This is a genomic window from Metabacillus sp. KJ11-3 (genome assembly GCF_055808295.1).
Window position 1 is genome coordinate 1,112,283 of sequence record NZ_CM147865.1, and the last position, 14,636, is coordinate 1,126,918.

The 14,636-nt window shown below is 33.8% G+C and carries 21 protein-coding genes and 1 tRNA gene; 17 read left to right on the forward strand and 5 right to left on the reverse strand.

The genetic code is table 11. The features are described 5' to 3' along the window. The first annotated feature begins 128 nt into the window (after window positions 1–128). Both AC0L8O_RS05695 and AC0L8O_RS05700 read left to right on the forward strand, forming a co-directional pair. Window positions 129–1,250, forward strand: a complete 1,122-nt coding sequence (locus tag AC0L8O_RS05695) for a YqgU-like beta propeller domain-containing protein (protein WP_473446913.1) — start codon at window positions 129–131, stop codon at window positions 1,248–1,250. Window positions 1,251–1,270: 20 nt separating this feature from the next. Beyond that, entirely contained in the window at window positions 1,271–1,579 is a 309-nt protein-coding gene (locus AC0L8O_RS05700; RefSeq protein WP_026558760.1) for an MTH1187 family thiamine-binding protein, read from the forward strand. Window positions 1,580–1,634: 55 nt separating this feature from the next. Here the strand turns inward: AC0L8O_RS05700 and AC0L8O_RS05705 are convergent, their stop codons facing one another. After that, the gene (locus tag AC0L8O_RS05705) at window positions 1,635–1,808 is read right to left on the reverse strand and encodes a DUF2759 domain-containing protein (protein WP_026558761.1); all 174 of its coding nucleotides are present in this window, start codon (window positions 1,806–1,808) and stop codon (window positions 1,635–1,637) included. A 263-nt stretch (window positions 1,809–2,071) separates the two neighbouring features. Here AC0L8O_RS05705 and AC0L8O_RS05710 point away from each other — a divergent pair, with 263 nt between their 5' ends. Continuing rightward, window positions 2,072–2,704 (forward strand): MBL fold metallo-hydrolase, encoded by a 633-nt coding sequence (locus AC0L8O_RS05710; RefSeq protein WP_026558762.1) that lies wholly within the window; start codon window positions 2,072–2,074, stop codon window positions 2,702–2,704. A gap of 45 nt (window positions 2,705–2,749) precedes the next feature. Here the strand turns inward: AC0L8O_RS05710 and AC0L8O_RS05715 are convergent, their stop codons facing one another. Next, window positions 2,750–2,998 carry a DUF2626 domain-containing protein gene (locus AC0L8O_RS05715; RefSeq protein WP_026558763.1) on the reverse strand — a complete coding sequence of 83 codons (249 nt, stop codon included), beginning with the start codon at window positions 2,996–2,998 and terminating at the stop codon, window positions 2,750–2,752. A 351-nt stretch (window positions 2,999–3,349) separates the two neighbouring features. Between AC0L8O_RS05715 and AC0L8O_RS05720 the strand changes: the two genes are divergently transcribed. Next, on the forward strand, window positions 3,350–3,730 hold the full coding sequence (locus AC0L8O_RS05720) for a Spx/MgsR family RNA polymerase-binding regulatory protein (protein WP_156931802.1): 381 nt from the start codon (window positions 3,350–3,352) through the stop codon (window positions 3,728–3,730). A 41-nt stretch (window positions 3,731–3,771) separates the two neighbouring features. On the opposite strand, the gene AC0L8O_RS05725 is transcribed toward AC0L8O_RS05720, so the two are convergent. Further along, window positions 3,772–3,843: transfer RNA gene (locus AC0L8O_RS05725), tRNA-Gln, on the reverse strand. A 213-nt stretch (window positions 3,844–4,056) separates the two neighbouring features. Here AC0L8O_RS05725 and comGA point away from each other — a divergent pair. The 10 genes from comGA to AC0L8O_RS05775 are packed head-to-tail and all read left to right on the forward strand — an operon-like array spanning window position 4,057 to window position 8,796. Beyond that, complete coding sequence (gene comGA / locus AC0L8O_RS05730; RefSeq protein ID WP_473446914.1) at window positions 4,057–5,121, forward strand: competence type IV pilus ATPase ComGA; 1,065 nt, start codon at window positions 4,057–4,059, stop codon at window positions 5,119–5,121. Continuing rightward, window positions 5,111–5,773, forward strand: coding sequence for a type II secretion system F family protein (locus AC0L8O_RS05735; protein ID WP_473446915.1), 663 nt, complete (start codon window positions 5,111–5,113; stop codon window positions 5,771–5,773). Before comGA ends, AC0L8O_RS05735 begins: the two co-directional genes overlap by 11 nt. Before the next feature lie 8 nt (window positions 5,774–5,781). Continuing rightward, entirely contained in the window at window positions 5,782–6,141 is a 360-nt protein-coding gene (locus AC0L8O_RS05740; RefSeq protein WP_473446916.1) for a type II secretion system F family protein, read from the forward strand. 12 nt (window positions 6,142–6,153) lie between these two features. Beyond that, window positions 6,154–6,456, forward strand: coding sequence for a competence type IV pilus major pilin ComGC (gene comGC / locus AC0L8O_RS05745; RefSeq protein ID WP_473446917.1), 303 nt, complete (start codon window positions 6,154–6,156; stop codon window positions 6,454–6,456). After that, entirely contained in the window at window positions 6,446–6,892 is a 447-nt protein-coding gene (gene comGD, locus AC0L8O_RS05750; RefSeq protein ID WP_473446918.1) for a competence type IV pilus minor pilin ComGD, read from the forward strand. The genes comGC and comGD overlap by 11 nt, the downstream gene beginning before the upstream one ends. Next, window positions 6,858–7,205, forward strand: a complete 348-nt coding sequence (comGE, locus tag AC0L8O_RS05755; RefSeq protein ID WP_473446919.1) for a competence type IV pilus minor pilin ComGE — start codon at window positions 6,858–6,860, stop codon at window positions 7,203–7,205. Before comGD ends, comGE begins: the two co-directional genes overlap by 35 nt. Before the next feature lie 19 nt (window positions 7,206–7,224). Then, window positions 7,225–7,632 carry a competence type IV pilus minor pilin ComGF gene (gene comGF, locus AC0L8O_RS05760; protein WP_473446920.1) on the forward strand — a complete coding sequence of 136 codons (408 nt, stop codon included), beginning with the start codon at window positions 7,225–7,227 and terminating at the stop codon, window positions 7,630–7,632. Next, complete coding sequence (comGG, locus tag AC0L8O_RS05765; RefSeq protein WP_473446921.1) at window positions 7,629–8,009, forward strand: competence type IV pilus minor pilin ComGG; 381 nt, start codon at window positions 7,629–7,631, stop codon at window positions 8,007–8,009. The genes comGF and comGG overlap by 4 nt, the downstream gene beginning before the upstream one ends. 41 nt (window positions 8,010–8,050) lie before the next feature. Next, complete coding sequence (locus tag AC0L8O_RS05770) at window positions 8,051–8,566, forward strand: shikimate kinase (protein ID WP_473446922.1); 516 nt, start codon at window positions 8,051–8,053, stop codon at window positions 8,564–8,566. 35 nt (window positions 8,567–8,601) lie between these two features. Beyond that, on the forward strand, window positions 8,602–8,796 hold the full coding sequence (locus AC0L8O_RS05775) for a YqzE family protein (protein WP_026558772.1): 195 nt from the start codon (window positions 8,602–8,604) through the stop codon (window positions 8,794–8,796). A 10-nt stretch (window positions 8,797–8,806) separates the two neighbouring features. On the opposite strand, the gene AC0L8O_RS05780 is transcribed toward AC0L8O_RS05775, so the two are convergent. After that, window positions 8,807–9,157: a DUF3889 domain-containing protein gene (locus AC0L8O_RS05780; protein WP_473446924.1), complete on the reverse strand. Its 351-nt coding sequence runs from the start codon at window positions 9,155–9,157 to the stop codon at window positions 8,807–8,809. Window positions 9,158–9,321: 164 nt separating this feature from the next. Between AC0L8O_RS05780 and AC0L8O_RS05785 the strand changes: the two genes are divergently transcribed. Then, entirely contained in the window at window positions 9,322–9,528 is a 207-nt protein-coding gene (locus tag AC0L8O_RS05785) for a hypothetical protein (protein WP_473446925.1), read from the forward strand. 87 nt (window positions 9,529–9,615) lie between these two features. Here the strand turns inward: AC0L8O_RS05785 and AC0L8O_RS05790 are convergent, their stop codons facing one another. Continuing rightward, complete coding sequence (locus AC0L8O_RS05790) at window positions 9,616–12,405, reverse strand: PA14 domain-containing protein (protein ID WP_473446927.1); 2,790 nt, start codon at window positions 12,403–12,405, stop codon at window positions 9,616–9,618. 434 nt (window positions 12,406–12,839) lie between these two features. Between AC0L8O_RS05790 and AC0L8O_RS05795 the strand changes: the two genes are divergently transcribed. Then, entirely contained in the window at window positions 12,840–13,598 is a 759-nt protein-coding gene (locus tag AC0L8O_RS05795; RefSeq protein ID WP_473446928.1) for a YveK family protein, read from the forward strand. Beyond that, window positions 13,576–14,271 (forward strand): CpsD/CapB family tyrosine-protein kinase, encoded by a 696-nt coding sequence (locus tag AC0L8O_RS05800; RefSeq protein ID WP_473446929.1) that lies wholly within the window; start codon window positions 13,576–13,578, stop codon window positions 14,269–14,271. The genes AC0L8O_RS05795 and AC0L8O_RS05800 overlap by 23 nt, the downstream gene beginning before the upstream one ends. Window positions 14,272–14,636: the final 365 nt, after the last annotated feature.

Consider the following 14,636-nt stretch of genomic DNA (forward strand, 5'->3'; position numbering starts at 1 on the left):
GAGGTATGCTCACCACTTTTTTGTGAAATGAATGGAGAAAAAATGAAACATCTTCTATATTCAAACGTATAGTTTATTAGGACAAGAATGATAATTGATTTTTAGGAGAGCAAGGTGAGAAAATGTTGATGAGATTAACAAATTTATTTTCCATCATGTTGTTAATCCAGCTTTTTTTATCAGGATGTATTCCATCTCATCAACAGGAGAATAACCAAGAACAACAACCTAGCAGAGAGAGAATCATTCAAGAAGAAAAAGAATCGGAAAACCAACCTGAAGAAAAGAAAATGAACCTGCAATTGGACATTAAAGAGGAATTATTTCATTCTGTTGCTGATTGGTTGGATGATGAAACAGTTCTATATATTGTAAATAATGCTGAAGGCTCTGAAGTTCATACATACAACTTATATACAGGGGATACTAAATTATTTTACAAATCTGAAGATCCAATTGTTCAAATGAAGGCAAATGAGGACAATAGTTTGTTCTTTGTCCAAACAAGTCCATCTAGCTATGAGGCGGAATTGCTTTTTCTTAATCGTGAGGGTGATATCCAGTATCAAACAGAGATTGAATCATATGAACTTTCATTTACATGGAATCAAGTTAATCCTGATCAGCTTTTTGTCACAAGTTTTAATGAGGACTGGTCATATTCTACAAAAATCATTGATGTACATAATGATCTGATCATGGAAAATCCTGTAGACATTCCTTTTATCCAATGGATTAATAATAATCATGTCTCCTATATAAAATGGGATCAGGAAGAACCTTCATTGACTGCACCATTGTATATGTATAATCTAAAAGACCATACAGAGACGTTACTATCTGAACAAGTTGTAGCAAATACAAATTTTCCTAATCTCATAACAACAATTGAATTAATTGATGAAAATGGGACAGCCGTTGTCCGTTTTTATGATAGTGATAATCAGGAGAAATTAGCAGAGATGTCTACAAGATTGGTTGCTCTATATTCGGATTGGTCTATTCCGTATCATGATTTGGACAAGGAAGAAAACTTATTTTATATATTTGAAGTAAATGAAGAAAAAAATGATTTTACTCTTGTTTCATTCTCACCTGATACAACGGAGAAGAAGGTCATCTTTGAAAGCATCGAGAATTTTCAAATGAAACTTTCACCTAATGGAGAATTTGCTCTATATGGCCCAAGATTTGAAAAGATTTTAGATCTAAATAATCAGTCGGTAGAAGAACTCATTACCCTAAACTGAGTTGAAAGGACGAATTTTTTATGGCAATAGTAGATGTAACGGTCATTCCTGTAGGAACCACTACACCAAGTGTTAGTGAATATGTTGCTGATATTCAACACATTTTAAAAAAATATGAAGAAGAAGGAAAAATTAAATATAAATTAACACCAATGAATACCATAATTGAGGGAGAACTTCCTATACTTTTTCAAGTAATATCAGCCATTCATGAGGCACCATTTCAAAAAGGAATTCAAAGGGTTGCAACAAATATTAGAATTGACGATCGGAGAGATAAAAAAACAACGATGGAAGGCAAATTGGAAAGTGTTGAAAAACATTTATAATAATGAGTGAAAGTAAAAAACCCCTTAGCCGCAGCTAAGGGGTTTGCATTTCTTGTTAATGCGCAGTCGGAAAGCCGTGATGGATAAATGTCATGACAGCAAACCAGCCGAATACAGCTAATGTACCAAATGCAAAGAATGCACCAAGAAGGTTCTTGTCTTTTAGTGAACGAATAAATCCGAAGATCGCAAGAATGGTTACAAGTGCGAAGATAATAACTAAGCCCATTAAAAAGCCCCCTTACTATGTAGATCATTTTCGTAAAATCATGTTTGATTTTTCATAAACTTAAATATACAAAATAACAAGTCCTTCTAATATTTTAATCGGTTTCATAGCGTTTGTCGAGCTTATTTTCCATATCTGTCAAATACAATCCATTGTCTTATTATCATAACCAGTCTTAGCTAATCTTAAGCATTTGTCTGATTATCAAGATTTGATAGAATAGTGTACAATAAAATTAACTGTGGAAATTGGAGGATTATAAAATGAAATGGAGACAACTTCCGTTAGGACCGTTACAAACGAATTGTTATCTTTACTCAAATGAACAAAAGGAATGCTTAATCATTGATCCGGGCGGGGATGGAAATAAATTAATTAGTATTCTTCAACAACAACAATTGAAACCAATCGCCATTCTTCTTACACATGCTCATTTTGATCATATAGGTGCTGTAGATGATGTTCGAAAGCAATGGAATATTCCGGTTTATGTACATAAAAATGAAAAAGATTGGCTCTCTGATCCTTCAAAAAACGGATCACAATTATTCATGGCCGGAGCAGTGTCAGTGTCAGAACCTGATGAATTGATAAAAGGTGAAGGCCGGTTAGAAATAGGCAGCTTTGTTCTCGAAGTATATGAAACACCTGGACATTCACCAGGAAGTGTTTCCTATTATGCGAAAGAAGCTGACGTTGTGTTCTCAGGCGATGCACTTTTTGCAGGCAGTATCGGACGAACTGATTTACCAGGCGGGAATCATGAACAATTAATAAAGAGTATTCATAATAAACTTCTTATCTTACCTGAAGAAACTATTGTATTATCAGGACACGGACCTGATACAAGTATTGAACAGGAAATGGAAACCAATCCTTTCTTAAATGGATTTTAATATCAAAAAACAGGCAGCCAATTCGCTGCCTGTTTTTTGATGAAATTAATGTCCCATATTTTGTCCTGGAATCATCATAAATGTTGTCCAGTACGTAAATCCGACAAAGAAGATCGTGAGGTAAGCACCAAAAATGTAAATGTACATACGCTCGGATAATTTTAAGTAAGATAAGAAGACAAAAAATCCGGTTTGTCCGAAAAAGAGTAAGGAAGTAGTCTTCATGTCACCAAGATAAAACATAACAGCGAAGATTCCTGTCCAGAAACCTAATACCCGGAACATACGATCCATATGTATCCCTCCTTTGTTGACTTTGCCTAGGCTTGAAAATGAGTCATAACGACAAAAATCTGATCCTAAAAGTGCATAAAAAATCATCTTCATATGTTAGCTTTTGACAAATATTAGTATGACCATACAAGTCCACCACTCTAATCATTATAATGTACCCTTCATATAATTGTAAATAGCGTTTACAACCTAGTATTCACAATCTAAAAAGAAAATATAGATGTGTAACATTGTTTGGTTTAAAATGAAGTAAATTACTGTACGTAAGTTATACAAATATTGTACAATTGATGTAATGATGATCTAGGAACGAATAGTAAATCAATAATATATACCCGAGGAGGATGTATTGTGAAACATCTAACATTTTACAGCTATCCAAGTTGTACATCATGCAGAAAAGCGAAACACTTGTTAAAAGCTCAAAATATTGACTTTCAAGAACGACATCTTTTCCGTGATCCGCCGACAATTGATGAACTAAAAGATTTGCTAAGACTTACAACAGAAGGAATAGATGAAATCTTAGCAACAAGAAGCCAAACATACAAAGATCTAGAAATTGATGTTAATGAACTTACCCTATCTGAATTACTCAAACTTATAAATCAGGACCCTAAGTTACTTCGCCGTCCTATTATTACTGACGGTCAACAATTAATTATCGGATATAACCTTCATGAACTAAGTAAGGTTGTGAAAAAGAAGGAGGTACAACGGTCAGTATCATAGAAAAAGACGTCTGCTTGTTTAAGTAGACGTCTTTTCTTAAGCTGGGCTAGCTGGATTTGAACCAACGCATGACGGAGTCAAAGTCCGTTGCCTTACCGCTTGGCTATAGCCCAATAATTTCTTTTATTTAGCTTGTTCATATGTACAATTATATTATGTGTAATTTTCCATTTTCTATTCAAAATAAGATAGAAAAAAACAGATTTTCCTCTATTAAATCTAAAAAATAAATAGCCATATTTAAACCAAAACGAAATTTTGCTCATGTGCAGTTTACTTGAAAGTTTTGTACAATGATTTTATCTTAAGGAAAGGAGAAAAATAGGTTGCAATCCATTGAACAAATTAGTGAGCGTATTATTGAGGAAGCCTGTGCATTACGAGCCTCAGATATACATATCATACCAAGGGAACATGAAACCCTTATTCAGTTCCGAGTTGACGATGAGTTAATTGAAAAACACTCAATGAAAAAACAAATTTGTGATCGTATAATCTCGCATTTGAAATTTCTTGCATCAATGGATATTGGAGAAAGAAGAAGACCGCAAAATGGTGCCTTATCACTTTCAACAACGAATATCAATGTTCATCTAAGACTTTCAACACTACCTACTATTCATGAAGAAAGTCTTGTGATAAGGATCCTGCCTCAAGAAAAAATTCCGCCAATTACTCACTTATCTTTGTTTCCTTCCACAACAAAAAAACTGTTGTCTATTTTAAATCACTCTCATGGATTAATGATTTTCGGTCCGACTGGTTCAGGCAAAACGACAACCTTGTATTCACTCATCCACTATGCAAAGCGACATTTTAACCGTAATATTATCACCCTTGAAGATCCAGTTGAAACAAAAAGTGAGGAGGTACTGCAAGTTCAAGTTAACGAAAAAGCAGGAATTACTTATGCGGCTGGATTAAAAGCAATATTAAGACATGATCCCGACATGATTATGGTTGGAGAAATAAGAGATCGAGAGACAGCGCAAATTGCAATAAGGGCAAGCCTAACCGGACATTTGGTTCTCTCAACAATGCACACAAGAGATGCAAAAGGAGCGATATACCGGTTATTAGAATTTGATGTGAGCCTCTCGGAAATCGAACAAACATTAATAGCGGTGTCAGCACAAAGATTAGTTCAATTAAAATGCCCGTTTTGCGAGGGTCATTGTTCTCCCTTCTGTAAAAAACTTAGGCAGAAAAGACGATTAAGTATTTATGAATTACTATATGGAAGAAATCTTTCTGCTGTTATTAAGGAGGCGCAGGGAGAAGTAAGCCAATACCATTATCCAACACTTAAGGATGTGATTAAGAAGGGAATAGCATTAGGGTATCTATATCCGAATTCGTATGATCGATGGGTATTTCATCATGAAGAATAAAAAATGGACATTACATGATCAAACAATGATCTTAAAAAGATTAAGTGATTTATTAGACAAAGGGTATACATTAAATGAAGCATTAAACTTTATCTCTCTAAATGAACATGGTTTTAAAAAAGTGGATTTACTTCAATGTTTAAAAAAGCTTTCATCCGGTGTTTCACTTCGTCTAGCATTAAGTCAGCTACATTTCCATCGTGATGTGATCAGCTATCTTTATTTTGCAGAGCAACATGGTGATTTGGAATTTTCCTTACGGGAATGTAGTGATATTTTGCAAAAGAAGATTACCCAAATGGAAAAGCTAGCAAAGCTATTACGATACCCGATATTTCTAATAATCACTGTTGGCATCATCTTATCCATTGTTCACTTTATTATAAGTCCTCAGTTTGAACAACTGTATCAATCGATGAATATTGAAGCAAGCTTTTTCTCCCTTTTCCTCATTGTATCCTTTACAGCTCTGAAATGGTGTAGCTTTTTTGCGGCAGGTTTATTCGTTTGTTTACTCAGTTATTTCTATTTTTTCTTTCGAAAAATGCCAGTTGAGGAACGAATGCTGCTAGTCATAAAAATTCCAATTATAAAAAGGTTTTTTACTATTTTCAATAGTTATTTTTTTCTTTACAGCTTAGTAATTTGTTAAAAGGAGGAATGTCAACTTTTGAGAGTTTGAAAGTTTTTCAGAATCAAGATATTTTACCTTTCTTTAAAGTCGAGGGGGCATACTTAATCAATCGGTTAAGTGCTGGAGATCAATTACACACAATTATTGAGAATCGGGGTTTTTATGAGAAAGAGCTGTCATTAGTGATTTTACATGGCCAAGCAAATGGTCAACTTTCAAGAGAGCTTTATACTTACAGCCAACTCATTATCGAAAAACTTGAGCAATCAACCATTAAAATGATGACCATTATCCAACCGGTTATTTACGGATTTGTTGGAGTAATCATCTTGTTCGTGTACTTATCGATGCTACTGCCGATGTATAAAATGATGGAAAGTTTATAGGAGGGTCTAATAATGAAAAAGGAAAAAGGATTTACATTAATTGAAATGCTGATCGTTTTGCTCGTGATCTCTGTTTTACTGCTTATTACGATTCCAAATGTCACGAAACATAATCAAGGGATTCAAAAGAAAGGATGTGAGGGACTAATTAATATGGTCCAAGCACAAGCTACCTCCTATCATATTGATAATCAGGAAATCCCCACAATGCAAGATTTAAAAGATAATGGCTATCTCCGCGAACTCCCGGTTTGTCCAAACGGAAACGACGTTATCATATCTTCAAATGGTGAGGTTTCTGAGGTTGGGTCATGAGTATGAAAAAAATGGTTTTACCTTAATTGAATCGATTTTAGTATTATTTATTGTCAGTATAATGAGCTTTGTTTTAATCATCAATATTGTACCAATATACAATCAAAAGGTAATTGATACATTCTTACATCAATTTGAAAAAGATATGATGTATGCTCAACAATACGCGATAGTAAATAAACAAGCAACAACCATCCTTTTTGTACCTACCGAATATAGATACACTGTCGGAGAAAATAGGATAACCTTGCCACTGCTCCAGAGAGAATACAATAACGAAATAACCATACAAGCTACTAACTTTTCAAATCGAGTTGTCTTTAATGCTAACGGATCAATCCGAAAAGGGGGGACAATTCATATTTCATATAAAAACCAAACGTATAAGGTGGTTTATTATCTTGGAAAGGGACGTTTCGATATTCAAAAATTGTAGAGGATTTGCATTAGCTGAAACCATGACAGCCTTTAGCATTTGGCTACTAATCATCACGGTTTTCATCCCTCATCTTGTTTTACTTACACAAGAAAGAGCTAATAATAGGCAGTCTTTAACAGCCATAAAATTATTACATGAAAAGGTCCAAGGTGTATCTTTTCAAAATACTGAAAAAGTAAACGAGACGATTATGAAGGACAATGTGGCATATCACCTCACATGGAAGGAGGATATGTCTGATCAAAAGGCCTGTTTGGAATGGGAAAACCACTATAAAAAAACAAAGTCAGTTTGCCTGCTTGTTTCATAATGAACGGGGGTATACGATATTGAATTTGTTACTTACATTTTTTATTTACATCTTCATCATATCCACGGTCACGATCGTCTTTCATTTTCTAGTTTCTCAGTCTCAGCATCCTAAGGACTTGAAACCATTTGAATGGGAATTGTTTGTTATTCAACTTCATAAAGAAATCAAAGAATCAAGTGATGTTGTCGTCAACGAAACCAACATTACCTTTAAGAATAAACACGGTCAACAGATTAGTATAAATAAATACAAAAATCTAATTCGAAGACAGGTAGGGGGATTAGGTCATGAAATTATGTTACTAAAAGTTAAAACGGCTACATTTAGACAAAATGACTCAGGATTTGAATTAGCCGTTGTTAGTGAAGCTGGAAAAAGGTATACACATATTTTTCGTTCTTATAAGGAATTGGTTGAAATATGAGGAGTCAAAAAGGATTTATCCTTCCAAGCATTATGGTCATTGCATTATTCTGTTTACTAATCGTAGCCCATATTTCAACAATCTTAATCAGTGAAAAGACGTTTTATGAAGAAACAAAGCAATATTATATCCTGGAGAATTTGATGAATGTAGCCGTGAAGAAATCTTTACAGGAATTAAAGAGTGGGAATACTGTTGATCAATCCAGCGGTATTTTTCATACAAGTAATGGTTCTTTTTCTTATGATGTAACAACAAGTGATAATGTGATATATGAGGTTCAATTAACATGCAGCACGAAAGGACCGAAAGAATACACAGCATCTTACAAATTCGATAAATCAAAAAATGAAATGATATTCTGGTCTGAATATTAAGAAATATGGTATTGTAGAAAGAAAACATGGAGGACCAAGTGTTGAAAGCAATTTATTTAACAGGTTTTATGGGAGCGGGAAAGACAACTGTAGGAGAAAAACTGGCAGCTGAACTGAATCTTCCAGTCCTGGACACAGACCAGGAGATCATTAAGAAATTAAACAAAAGTATTAAAGATATGTTTGAACAACAAGGTGAACATTATTTTCGACTTGAAGAAACGAAAATGCTAAAAGAGCTACCAACTGAGAATATCATTATTACAACAGGTGGAGGCATCGTAATAAAAGAAGAAAATAGAGCCTGGATGAAAGAACATGGTCACATCGTCATGTTACACGCTGATCTTAATACTATTTATGATCGAGTACACTCAGATCAGAACCGTCCATTAGCAAGCAAAAAATCGAAGGACGAGCTATATCAACTTTATAAGTCTCGTGAAAGCTTCTACAACGACTGTTCACTACTAATTGAGACAGACCATAAAAATATTGAAGTGATTGTGAAGGAAATTAAAGAACGACTAAAAGAAAGCGAAATTGGAAATAGATAGAGGTAGAAACCAAAATATAATGAGGTGTTTTTACCTTGTCTACAAACGATTATGTAAAATATGTAACACAGCAACTGGTAAAATACATGGATACCCCAAAAGAAACAAGAAAACTGCAAAAAGAAGAACGAAAACACCAGGATTTATCAACATCGTATTATAGTAACCGATGGTTCGGTGTGTTGCCGTTCGCCCTTAAACTTCTAATGAATAAAAAGAAGAATCACTAATTAATAAAAGTTAACAAAAAAGCTGACAATAAATTTTGTCAGCTTTTTTACGCCTCAGGGATAACTTGAATTTTCTTAATTTCGCCAGTCTCTGAATCAAACGTAATTGTTGTGTATACAGCAAAGTCCTGCATTCCTTCGCGCAACGTAAATCTGTATTGTTTAACCGTAATATCTTTTTCTTTTTGTCCCAAATTTTCTGTGAAAACAAAACCTGTGACATCGGATACCTTTTTTTCGTCTCTTTTACCGCCACATCTTCCCAAGTTTTTTGAGAAACAGCATGAACCTCAGGAGAAAATGAAACCTGAACCGCTGTTAATCCGAATAAAACAGTAAGCAAAACTATCCACTTCTTCACCTATGAACACCATCCTTATGAATTATTTTTACCAATGGAAAAAAATTCATACATGATGGAAAGACATCATTTTTAGACAAAATGGACTAGCAAAGTTAAACATCTATACAAGGAATTGATGACAAACTTAATTATGTTTATCATGGTAATAGGGGGATTCGTTAATGACAGGATTAATCTTATTAATCATCTTTATTACATGCCTAATTATTGTTGGTGCATCGGTAATTAGTAGAAAAGCAAAAGATCATACAAAGGAACGGAAGGAAAACTCTACTTTCATTCCACCGCAGGTTATTGGAGATTCTCATGGTAAGAGGGATCATGATGATTCTTCAGATGGATTTGGAGATGGTGGTGGCGGAGAGTGATTCCATAATCCTGCTTCCAACGTTATTCCGGAAAAATAAGTTGTAAAAAGGTCGTCTTATGACGACCTTTTTGTCATAATGAAAATGTTAATTATTATCCCAATTTACAGCCTTGGTATCATATTCCCATTGAGGGTATGAATTAGTTATCCCATTTTTATCTATAATAGTTATTTTATATCCCTCTTTATAACCTAAACCTTGTGGAATATTAATCCTTACATTTTGATTCTTTTTAACATTTATAATTTTTTCGGCTGTCCCATCAGGAATAGGTGGAACGATTTCTTTAGGTTGACTGGCACTCCACCAGTATAATTTTGCTGGGTGAGCAGTACGATTATTAGTTGAAAATAATACTTTTACATCATATTCTTTACCTGCCTCAAGTTGTTTTGATCCTTGATTTATTGGCGCATCAAACCCATTTCCTGGGCCACGCGAGTTATATATTAGCTCATTATTAATATAAACTCTCATATCTGTTTTATATTGAGGACCATTAAAATAATAAACCTCACTATAGTTTGGGTTTATTTTACCAGTCCAGGCAACAGAGAAATTGTCAGTACCTGTAGGGTTCCAATCGTCCTCATAATCGATAGATTTAGTAGTCGTTTCCTCAACAAAACCTTCCCATTTTGAAGTATCAGTTTCACTGATATTATTGTTTTTATTATAATATTTTACATTCCATTTTCCTGTTGTTCTATTTTGGTAAGGTCCCCATGTAATTTTAGCTTTTCCGTTAGTTTTACTTGTGAAACTTAAAGTATCTCCATTCATTTGTGGATCAATAATTTGTGCTCCAGCTTGATTTTCTTCAATCATTAAATACCTAGGATAATCTACAGCCGCCATTTTGATGGAGATTGTATTAGATGTTCGTTTTGTCACTGTAACCGGAATGTTTTCATTAATAATTGGATCATATACTGAAATATTTGCACCCTTTCCCTTTATATTTTTTAAGGTGACTTCAAAGTATTGGTCTCGCATATCATAGCGGCGAGGATCAGTGGCAGAATATTCTTCTTGATAGGCTTTTGTAAAATGCTGTGTTGCAACGTAATAGCCAATGGCAAATTTGTTATTACTTAATTGAGTTGGTAAGACAGCTAAGTCATGAACATTGAATACATCTGGATGTGCTTCAGTTCCATCTCCTTTGAATTGGAGAATTGGATTTGGTACTTGAATATCAATTACCCGTAATTTTCGTGGAGATTCTATAGGCTCTCCTTGTTGCATTATATTTGTTACATTTTTCATCGCTTCTACCTGTGGACCTGCAAGTTTTTCTATTTCAGGAGTTAATTCACCGTTATTATTATTTAGTGCTTTGAAAAATTCTTCAGGAATAACACTAAATTGATGATCACCAGATTTCGCAGCATATATATTCACTGTCTCAATTCCTTTATTGGAATAAAAACTGTAAATACGAAGAAGGGCCTTAGTTGCTAAGGATTGCTCGAGCTCATTTAATGAAGGATCGGTAATCGATACATTTAATTCTTTAGCCAGCTTATTTAAATAGTTCTGTCGGTACCAATTGGTTTCTGTCATCCAGACTTCAGCGTGTTTGCCATTACCATTATGGCTGTATCTGTAATGACTGTCCCATTGGCTTGGTGCTGGTTGAATATCTCGAACTATGTTTTCTATAATATTTCCTGTAAACCATTTTTCAGGTGAATCGGCTGTAAGATTTGGCACATAAAATGTTCCGGGTTCAACAGTGTTCCAATCGTTCGGATTACGTTGACCATCCATTAATCCCACTGCATTAACTGGAGCATTTTTAGGATATCTTAAATTGTTAGGATTAATTTCTGAAAGTGGTTCGTATCCAGTATAATAATGACGACTAAAACCTGTTTGCCCATCTAATAATTCTTCTCCATTATCCCAAGGTCTTTGATTGGAAAAGCCATTGATAATTCTTACGCCCTTGTAATCAGGGTCTTTTCCAATAACATCAATTGTAATAGGTAAAAATGCTTGGTAACTATTCGTTCCGTAGTCGATACCTTTATATACGATAGATTCTTTTTCAATCTTGGGTTCATAATAATTATCCAAATTTAAAAAGTGACTTCCGAAGGAAAGCTCATTCCAAACCTCCAGATCAAAATTATTACCTCCCAGTATTTCTTTTGCACTTTGACTAACTTCCTTAATATAATGAATCCAACCTTCTACAGTTTCTTCCGTATTCGCTCCTCCAATAGGCTGGTACTTCAAGGTTGTTAATTGCAGGTTTCCTGCCTCATGATCTGTATTTAATGGAGCTGATAACTGACAGATACCAGTTTCTGAATTACATTCGGTTACTAATGGAAATGCTGTATGATATCTTCCGTCATTCCTTAGGCCAGTGTATCCTGTTAAGATTGATGAGGTATTATCAACTTGTATAGTTTTATCCCCCTTTTTGGCGGGAGTTACTAACTGGACTTCGTTATTGATAAGGGGATTTGGTGCCCCGGAGTTACCATTCAAAAGAATTAGTGGTCTTATTCCGTTATTTTTAAGTGCTGTTAAAATAGTTGTTAATTTCTTTTTATTTTGCTCAGTCATGGTAGTTGGGTCTTCGTAATTCATATGATGCCAAGGAACTTCAATTCTAGCTGAACGTATTCCAGCTACAGCCAAGACTTTTGCAGTAGCAGCAGCTTCTCTCTCACTTACATTAAAATTTATTCCTTGAACATTCAAGTATTGAGAAGCATCCCATGTGTCCATATAACTTCGCCATGGTGTTTTATAATAGGAATATTGTCCAAATAATAGATTTTGTTGCTGCCAATTTTCATAGGGTTGGTTGTTAAGAACATTGATTGGATTGGTCTCATAAATCTCATTAAAATTCATGTTTTTATTCGAACCCCTTCGTCAATCCAATTTTGGAGGATGAGGAAGAGACTACTAATAATCGATACCGCCACTATAAAAAATAAAAAAACATATCTTTTTCTTTTTATCATAATCTCCTCCGTAAATAAAAATGTGAAATCCTATATAATTCATTTTATTCCCTTAAAGATTAAAAGTTCTAGTACTTTTTGGTAAATAGAAATTAATTTCTCATTTTGAAAATATAAATGTGCCTCACTTATCAAATGTTAGCGCTACCAACTTTATTACTAGAAAATCTAGTGAAAATATATGGGTAAAAATGCCTGAAACTTCAAAAAAACCTACTTATCGACAAAAAAAACTATCGACTTGTTCTTTATAAAATTGTAGAATGATGATATATTCTTTATAGAGAACGGTTTGTTTCTTAACTAAAAGGAGGAAATTTAATGGAGGGAATAAAATCTTTTAAGGAAATCATGTTTGCTTTAAAAAGAAAACTTGTTTTAATTTTAATCGTTTCGTTAGGGGCAGGAGTAGTTAGTGGTGTATATACATATTACACAGTAACACCTTTATATGAAGCAAGCTCTCAATTTCTTGTAAATAAAAAAACAGTTACTGATGGTCAGGAAAAAGTTGTAGATGTAAGTGAACTTGACATAAAGTCAAATCTGGAAGTGATTAATACTTATAGTGTTATCCTTAAAAATCCAGTCATCCTTCAAGAAGTAGTTGATAATTTAGGATTGTCAATGACACCAGAACAACTAAGTACTAGATTACAAGTAGCAAATTCCGATTCCTCACAGGTTGTTACTTTAATTGCTACAGATGTTAATCCAGAAAGAGCAGCAGAAATTGCAAATACAACTATCCAAACATTCAAAGAAAAACTACCTCAATTAATGCAAGTTGATAATATTAGTATTTTAAATGAGGCAAAGTCAAATAATGATCCAGTAAGTCCTAACATAAAGGTCAATGTAGCTATAGCAATTGCATTAGGAGCATTTGTGGGTATAGGACTTGTTCTATTGTTTGAATTTCTTGACACAACGATTCGTTCAAAGGAAGACATAGAGAGATTAGATATAGAGGTAATTGGCGTTATCTCTTCAGTAGTTGAGAAAGATCGTTTACCACAATCTTTTATCCAATCTTTGGAGGAGAGGGGTACAGTTTATGCAGCGTCAACAGCTAAGTGATCGAAAGAGTAGCAAAAAAAATAATAATTTACTAGTCCATTTAAACCCGAAGTCAATTATTCAAGAGCAATATCATGCCATGCGTGCAAATTTGCAGCCAAAATTGAATGAAAAAGGATTAAAAACATTAGTCATAACCTCTAGTGAAGAATTAGAGGGGAAAACAACCATTGCAATAAATTTAGCAATAGCGTTCTCAGAAGTTGGAAAAAAGGTTCTTCTCATTGATACGGACCTAAGGGAACCAACTGTTCATAACTCTCTTATGCTAAGTAACAACATAGGGCTTTCAGATATTTTAAGTGAGCGTATTTCCATAGCAGAGTGTATTCAACAGAGTAATTTGACTAATCTAGATATTTTAACAAGTGGGCAAATACCATCAAAACCATCAGAATTATTAGGATCACAGAAAATGGAAGTGTTTATTTCACAAGTAAGAGAGAACTATGACTTAATAATCTTTGATTCTCCACCGACCTTAACTGTAGCAGATTCCATTATTCTTTCAAATATTTGTGATAGTGTATTATTGGTTATTAAAAGTGATGGTAATAATGCTGAAACAATCGAAACAGCCAGAGATATGTTATTAAATACAAAAGCTCATTTTCTTGGTGCTGTGCTGAATGGTGCTGTTAGAAATAAAAGAAAAAAACGAAAAAAAGTTTAGTAGAGTTTAATTTTATAACCACTATGATTAACGTGGTATCGTTCTCACATGTTTGAAACTTGTATATAAGTTTATCTGATAAAAAAAGAAAAATAATCTGTATTTATCTGTTCTTTATTAAGAATAATTTAATGGTTATAAAATAGTTATCATATAATTTTTTTACATAAATGTTCTTAATAAAGAATATGGTGATGTCTCTTAACCTTTATCAATAGAGGCACTCGGTCATGCTGTGGGTTTTTTTACTCGATAAACCTTAGCGCTTGTCTGCAAGAGTATGATGTGAGGAGGGGTTAAATGCCCTATTTAATCTATTAGATGGTTAGATAAGAAAGATCTATATGGTCCTTTTTATCTAGCTA